The sequence below is a fragment of the Candidatus Melainabacteria bacterium RIFOXYA2_FULL_32_9 genome (assembly GCA_001784615.1).
Taxonomy (GTDB): Bacteria; Cyanobacteriota; Vampirovibrionia; order Gastranaerophilales; family UBA9579; genus UBA9579.
In genome coordinates this window covers 1-7,140 of the sequence record MFRQ01000032.1, presented here as the reverse complement: position 1 = coordinate 7,140, position 7,140 = coordinate 1, and the positions used below count along the sequence as shown (strand labels likewise).

At 32.2% G+C, this 7,140-nt stretch carries 8 protein-coding genes and 1 pseudogene (1 of these 9 only partly in view); 4 read left to right on the top strand and 5 right to left on the bottom strand.

Annotated features, from left to right (window positions below; all coding sequences use genetic code 11):
• Positions 1-651, top strand: a pseudogene (locus tag A2255_01940) (cell division protein FtsZ); it begins 379 nt to the left of the window's first position.
• A 346-nt stretch (positions 652-997) separates the two neighbouring features.
• Here the strand turns inward: A2255_01940 and A2255_01935 are convergent.
• The 4 genes from A2255_01935 to A2255_01920 form a co-directional block, all read right to left on the bottom strand.
• Positions 998-1,462 carry a 23S rRNA (pseudouridine(1915)-N(3))-methyltransferase RlmH gene (locus A2255_01935; protein OGI22655.1) on the bottom strand — a complete coding sequence of 155 codons (465 nt, stop codon included), beginning with the start codon at positions 1,460-1,462 and terminating at the stop codon, positions 998-1,000.
• 113 nt (positions 1,463-1,575) lie between these two features.
• Positions 1,576-1,815: a hypothetical protein gene (locus tag A2255_01930; GenBank protein OGI22654.1), complete on the bottom strand. Its 240-nt coding sequence runs from the start codon at positions 1,813-1,815 to the stop codon at positions 1,576-1,578.
• 34 nt (positions 1,816-1,849) lie between these two features.
• A complete protein-coding gene (locus tag A2255_01925) occupies positions 1,850-2,086 on the bottom strand; it encodes a hypothetical protein (GenBank protein ID OGI22653.1) in 237 nt (78 codons plus the stop codon).
• Positions 2,087-2,121: 35 nt separating this feature from the next.
• Positions 2,122-2,358 (bottom strand): hypothetical protein, encoded by a 237-nt coding sequence (locus A2255_01920; protein OGI22652.1) that lies wholly within the window; start codon positions 2,356-2,358, stop codon positions 2,122-2,124.
• A gap of 350 nt (positions 2,359-2,708) precedes the next feature.
• Here A2255_01920 and A2255_01915 point away from each other — a divergent pair, with 350 nt between their 5' ends.
• Complete coding sequence (locus A2255_01915; GenBank protein OGI22651.1) at positions 2,709-3,512, top strand: hypothetical protein; 804 nt, start codon at positions 2,709-2,711, stop codon at positions 3,510-3,512.
• A 15-nt stretch (positions 3,513-3,527) separates the two neighbouring features.
• Positions 3,528-4,574 (top strand): hypothetical protein, encoded by a 1,047-nt coding sequence (locus tag A2255_01910; GenBank protein ID OGI22650.1) that lies wholly within the window; start codon positions 3,528-3,530, stop codon positions 4,572-4,574.
• 370 nt (positions 4,575-4,944) lie between these two features.
• On the opposite strand, the gene A2255_01905 is transcribed toward A2255_01910, so the two are convergent.
• Positions 4,945-5,415: a hypothetical protein gene (locus A2255_01905; protein ID OGI22649.1), complete on the bottom strand. Its 471-nt coding sequence runs from the start codon at positions 5,413-5,415 to the stop codon at positions 4,945-4,947.
• A gap of 379 nt (positions 5,416-5,794) precedes the next feature.
• On the opposite strand from A2255_01905, the gene A2255_01900 reads away from it, so the two are divergent.
• On the top strand, positions 5,795-7,069 hold the full coding sequence (locus tag A2255_01900; GenBank protein OGI22648.1) for a hypothetical protein: 1,275 nt from the start codon (positions 5,795-5,797) through the stop codon (positions 7,067-7,069).
• The last annotated feature ends 71 nt before the right edge of the window (positions 7,070-7,140 follow it).

Genomic DNA, 7,140 nt, shown 5'->3' with positions numbered 1-7,140 from the left:
GGTCTTGAAAAACTGAAAGAAAATGTTGATACAATTATTGTTATTCCAAACGATAAATTAATTGAAGTAGTAGAACGTAGAACAACAATTAGAGAAGCTTTCTATGTTGTAGATGAAGTACTATTACGTGGTGTACAAGGTATTTCAGATATCATTACAGTACCTGGTTTAATTAACGTTGACTTTGCTGACGTTAAAGCTGTTATGGCAATGTCAGGATCTGCTCTTATGGGTATTGGTCGTGGTAGTGGCGAAGGCAGAGCTATGGAAGCTGCTAAAATTGCAATTAATTCACCTCTTCTTGAAACTTCTATTAATGGAGCAAGCGGTGTCATATTCAACGTTACTGGTGGTCCTGATATGACATTACATGAAGTTTATGAAGCGGCTGAAGTTATTCACGACGCAGTTCTGGATGATGCAATTGTTATATTTGGTTCTGTAATTGATGATAGAATTCAGGGTGAAATTCAAATTACTGTTATTGCTACAGGATTTGATCTTAAGCCTCAAAATGGTCTGGAAGAAATTACAAATTCTTATGGAGCAGGTTTATCATCACTTTATCCTTCTACTCCAAACAAGAAAAAAGCTCAGGAGCTTGCAAGCAATATGCTAGATATTCCTGAATTCTTAAGAAAACCTTATTAAAGAATAATTTATAGAAAAAGCCAGAGTGCAAACTCTGGCTTTTTAGCTTAGTTACATAAATTTTCAGATTTATCCATCCTTGAATATTAAGGAATAAGCAAATAATTCTTAGGCTTTTCTCTATCGTTCCGCTGAGTAAGGGGCTATCCAGGAAATAAAATTTGTACAGCTGTCATTGCGAAGATTCTGAAGGAATCTGTGGCAATCTATCCATTTTACAATTAAAAGCTACTATTCAAAATTGGCAAGATCACCACGGAGACACTTCGTGTTTCCTCGTGATGACAGTCTTGTAAAATACGTAAGAATTTTTTTGTTACCTCATTAGATAGTGAAAATTTCTTGCTTATTTATGATAAGGCTCATTATTGATGATTTTAAAGGCTCTGTAGATTTGTTCAACGAGGAATAGTCTTATAAGTTGGTGAGGAAATGTCATTTTTGAAAGACTCAAGGTAAAATCAGCTCTTCGTTTTACACTGTCTGATAAACCAATTGCACCACCAATAACGAAAACTAATTGATTTATGCCTTTTAAATTTATTTCCTTAATTTTTGCTGCAAATTCTTCTGAATCAAGCTGTCTTCCAAGAATATCAAGAATTATCACATAAGCAGTATCCGGAATTTGCTTTAAAATTTTCTCTCCTTCTATTTCAATGCTTTTTTGAGGATCATATTTGAGATCTTCTGCACTAATCTCTGTGATTTTTAGCGAAGAATAAGGTTGAATTCTTTTTAAAAACTCTTCTATTCCTGATTTAATATATTTTTCTCTGATTTTTCCAACAGCTATAATATTTATATTCATAGAAAAATTGTACTACAAGATTAGACTTTAATTTTTCTTAAAAATCTTGTATGAAGACAAAAATAGCAAAAGCCCTCGATTAATCGAGGGCTTTTGCTTTATAAAGCTATATGCTAGCTTAATTTTTCGTGAAAAGCATGTTCTAAATCAGCTGGTGAATTGAATGTTTCACTTGGAATGTTGCTTAGAACATCTTTTACTTTTACTGGATTACCTTTTGTGTATTCTATTTCTCTGTCGCCATATTTTTGCATAATGTCATCTTTTGACATTGGAAAATTGGCGTTTTTAAATATTGATGCTACAGCTGCTGCGCCATAAGCATGCCCTGGTAATGGTCCACGTTCACCCATTATTTCTCCTCCTTTAATCGTTTATATCACGACTTTACATATTTTCATGTATAGAATGTTCTAAATCAGCTGGTGAATTGAATGTTTCACTTGGGAGATCTATTAATAGATCTCTTAATTTCTGAGGATTGCCTTTTCTCCATTCAACTTCTTTATCACCAAAGCAGCTTATAAGATCTTGTTTTGACATTGGAAAATCAGCACCTCTTATAGCTTGAGTTACAGCTGCTGCACCATAAGCATTTCCTGGAGCAGGTCCACGTTCACCCATTATTTCCTCCTCCTTTAATCGTTTATATTACGAACTTACATATTTTCATGTAAAGCATGTTCTAAATCAGCTGGTGAATTGAATGTTTCACTTGGAAGATCTATTAATAGATCTCTTAATTTTCTAGGATTACCTTTTGTCCATTCAATGTCTTTATCCCCATATCTATTTATAAGATCTTGTTTTGACATTGGAAAATCAGCGCCTCGTATAGCTTGTGTTACGGCTGCTGCGCCATAAGCATTTCCTGGAGCAGGTCCACGTTCACCCATTATTTTCCTCCTTTTTTATTTTCTCTTTTCTGGATTTATTTTAAGAAAAGAAAAATTAATTAACTTTGCTTTCATTTTAAATTGTTTAAAATAAAAAACATTAAACAATTGTTTAATATTTTACAGATAAATATTATTTCTCACTCATCCAGACTGGCTAAATAAACATATTAAATATGTTTTTATCTGTTTTTTCTTAATTTGATAGTTTGAATTCCTTATCATTTTCATATTTTAAATTTAAATACTAAATTATGGACAAATATTCCTGACTTAAATACACGATAATCCCATGTTATAATCTAAATAATTAATAGAGGGTAAGTTTCTAAAATTAAAGTTGATTTAAAGTGAATGTAGAAGAGTTAACCTCAACTGAGGAAATAAATAGCTGGTTACAGGAATATAAGAAAGCTGAAAACAACATTATTAAGTCTCAGCTTAGGAACCTTATAGTTCTTGCATATTTGCCATTTGTTAAAAAAATAGCGTATGGACTTGCAAGAAGGAGTTCTGACCCTACAGAAGACTTGATACAAGTTGGTAGTGTAGGACTATTAAAGGCTATTGAGCAATATGACACAAATCTTGGTGCTAGTTTTAAAACATATGCTACTTACTTGATTACCGGAGAAATCAGACATTATTTACGTGATAAAGGTAATATGATAAGAGCACCAAGAGAATTACAAGAACTATCCTTTAGAATTAATCAGCTAATTCAGGAACTAACAGTAAATTTAGGAAGACTTCCCAGTGATTTTGAAATTGCTGAAGCTTTAGAAATTCCAATTAATAAAGTGTGTGAAGTTACAGAAGTAGACAGAAGAAAGCAAATGATCTCTCTGGACCAGGTTGTTTCAGGAAGTAGTGAGAGTGAGCAAACTTTTGCCGATAGACTTATTGACGATAAATATCAGGATTTTCTTATGGCTCAAGAAGATAGAATTATGCTTGGGGAAGCAGTAGAGTCATTGAGTGATCCTTTAAAAGAAGTTATAAAGTTAAGTTTTTTTGAAGATTTAAGTCAAAATGATATTGCTAAAAAACTTAATATATCACAAATGCAGGTTAGCAGAAGACTTAAAAAGGCTATATCAGAGTTATTTGGTATAATTACCAGAAACAAAAAGATAGTTAAGCCGAATTATTAATTTGATGAGGTAAGTATGGAATCATTAAGTGATTTAAGTCCTTTTTGGAGGGCATATATTATTGTATTTACAGGAGTTGTAGGACTTGTTATAGGAAGCTTTTTAAACGTAGTAGCATTAAGACTACTCTCAGATGAGTCCTTTGTTTTTCCCGGATCAAAGTGTCCGAAATGTCAGAAACCTATAGCCTGGTATAATAATATTCCTGTTCTGAGTTTTCTTATTCTTAGAGGAAAATGCAGAAATTGCAGCCAATCTATCAGTATTCAATATCCAATAGTTGAGTTATCAACAGCTCTTTTGTTTATTGCAGTTGTCTACAATTTTGGACTTACCGTAAATACCTTATTTTTGCTTACTTTAACCTGTGGATTAATAGTTATAACCATAACAGACATAAGAGAGAAGTTAATTTTTGATTTAACATCAATACCTTTAATTCCATTAGGGCTTATATATAACTTTTTTAATATAGGAAACGCAGGACACGGAACTATTACAATTTTGCTTAAAGGAATAAATTCATCTATTACATTAAATGAGATCTTTATATCAGCAATAATTGGAGCTATTATCGGAGCTGCTTTTTTTGAAATATTCTCAAGACTAGGTTTATTTTTTGTTGGAGAATATGCTTTCGGCAGTGGTGATTCAATAATTGGTGCTGCTCTTGGGGCATGGTTTGGCTGGAAAATGATCTTAGTAATTCTTGCTATCAGCTTTATTACACAACTTTTCATTGGAATTCCTATTATTCTAATGAATATGTATAAGGACAAGGACTATAGATCTTTAGTAGCAATGGGAGTTTTAATGTTCTCAATATTTGTTCCATATATTGGAAAAATATTGGGATTAGGAAGCAGTCTTATTGGTGCATTGATAATTACATTATTTGCTCTGACAATAGCAATTGCTGGAATAGTAGTTATTCTACAAAGACTTAAAGAAAGACAAAGCTTTACTTTCTTACCTTTTGGCCCTGCTTTGGTCATAGGGGGTTTTGTAGTAATGTTTAGGGGACAGGAAGTTATAAACTGGTATTTCAACAGCTTTTCATAAATAATTTAAGTAATGTAAATCTATTAAAGGGTGCGAGATTTGTTTCGTGGTTGATGCGTAAGCTTCTTCCGGAAATTTTTTAGTACTCAAAACTAAGGACAGCGGAAAAAATCATTAAGGATTTTGATGAAAAAATGCGAAGCGGGAGTGAAATTTTCGGGAAGAGCAGCTTCGCTGGTCTGGACCGAAAACAAAACTCATTCTATCTTTTATGATTTTTACAGACTGCTTCCTGTAACCAGTCATTAATCGAGTAATAAAAAATACGTAAGAATTTTTTATTACTCGATTAATGTAACAGATAAATAAAGTAATTTGGTCAAAGCTGGCATGCGAAGCGAAAACAGACTCATTCTGGCATAGTTTAATTTTATTCAGAGTGAACATACAGGGTATTAGCCTGTCTTAATCTCAAACTAAGTACTTGGGCTATTTTTTTGTATGTATATATAGCCAAATTAGGATTATATGCCTCAAACTCCTTATTTAGCTTTTCCCAGCTTAACGATGCTAAAATTAAATCTGTAGCTGCAACAACACTTGTAGATCTTTTACCTCTATCAATAAGAGCCATTTCTCCAAAAAATTGAGATTCATGCAGTTCAACTAAAAGTTTAGAGCCTCCTTTATAGGTTTTTTTAAAAATTTTAACTGAACCCTCCAAAATAAAGTACATTTCAGCTGCATTATCTCCTTCATTAAATATATAGTCTTCTTTTTTATATCTATGAACATTCAGGATTTCAACTAAATGCTCCAAAATATTATTCGGAAGACCTTCAAAGAAGGAATTTTTTGTAAGCTGCTGAGTTGTTAATTTTTCTGAAAAAAAACTATGCATAAATTAATATCCAGTTATTAAAAATTAAATTTTGCTTATTATAATTTTAATATGTTTTTTCTATAATTGGAATTGAAAATTAAAGTTTTCTTTATTATTTTAAACAAAAGTATAAATAAGTTAAGAAAATCTGAATATAATAGAAAATTTTGATAAGGGTCAAGTTGTGACTGAAATAATTGAGAGAATCATTGCGAACAACATGGATATTTTTTAAAATCGATGTTGTGAAACAATCTCTAATCATATAACGTTGTATGCTTTGAGATCACTTCGCAATTAAGATAAACGATATCTTCCATATTTAATGGCTCGTGATGACTCATTACTTGATCATTACCAAAATTTTAAGAGCAATTTTCACATGCTAAAATGAAGTATGAAAAAAAATATTATAAATAAATTAACAAAAGCTTTTGTCTTGATTCTGTTTCTCGTTTTTATTGGCGGTTGTTCCAAAAAAGAGGATAAAACAGTAATTCAGTTTTCAAGTTGGGGATCTGAGTCAGAGATAGCGATTATCAAACCTATTTTAAAAGAATTTGAGCAGAAAAATTCCGATATTAAGGTTGATTTTATTCATATACCAAAGAATTATTTTCAAAAATTACATCTCTTAGTTGCATCACGACTTACTCCTGACGTTATTTTTATAAATAACATCAATGGTCCTGTATATGCAGAGAATGATGTTTTATTGGATTTATCCAATTATCTGCAAAAAGATGATTTGATTGCTGAAAAAGATTTCTTTCCGGAGTCTTTAGAGGCTTTTAAATATAAAAATAACCTTTATGCAATGCCAAGAGATATATCAAATCTTGTAATTTATTATAATAAAGATATTTTTGACAAGTATGATATTGCTTATCCAGATAAAAGCTGGAATTTTAAACAATTCCTTGCCACGGCTCAGAAGTTGACTAAAGATTTCAATAGTGATGGTAAAATTGACCAATTTGGAATTGGTTTTGAAGAGATGCCTCTGTTTTGGCTACCTTTCCTCTGGAGTAATTCGGGTGGAATTATTAATTCTGATCCAACAAAAGCCATAATTAATAACCCGGAATCCATTAATTCTATACAGTACTATGCTGATTTAAGGAATAAATATCACGTGGCACCAACGGCAAGTGAAGCTGGAAGTGCTACAATGTCCCAATTGTTTATGCAGGGTAAAATTGCAATGCAGATTAACGGTAGATGGAGTGTTCCAAGATATAGAAAAGATCTTGAATTCAACTGGGATATAGCAAAATTTCCAAAAGGCTCATCTGGTTCAGTTGTTGACGCTGATGCTTCAGGCTGGGCTATAAGTAAATCATCCGAACATCCTGAAGAAGCCTGGAGGCTTGTCAGATTTTTAGCAAGTAAGCAGGCATGCCAGGAGTTTACAAAGAGCGGGCTTATTGTTCCTGCAAGGGTTGATGTGGCAAATTCTGAAGTTTTTCTTGATAAAGGCAAGTTTCCCAAAAATTCAAGACTATTTATTGATATAATCCCTGAGTCTAAACCAACTCCTGTAGTTGAAAACAGTCAGGAAATAATGGATTTAGTCAACATAACTCTCGAACCTGTCTGGGATGGCAAGAAAAAAGCTGCTGAAGTTATTGATGATAAACTGATAAAGAGGATTAATAGTCTTTTGAACTAAGGACGCAATAAAAAATACTTACGCATTTTTTATTGCTCGATTATTTGCTGGTTATAAGAAGTGCCAAAGGC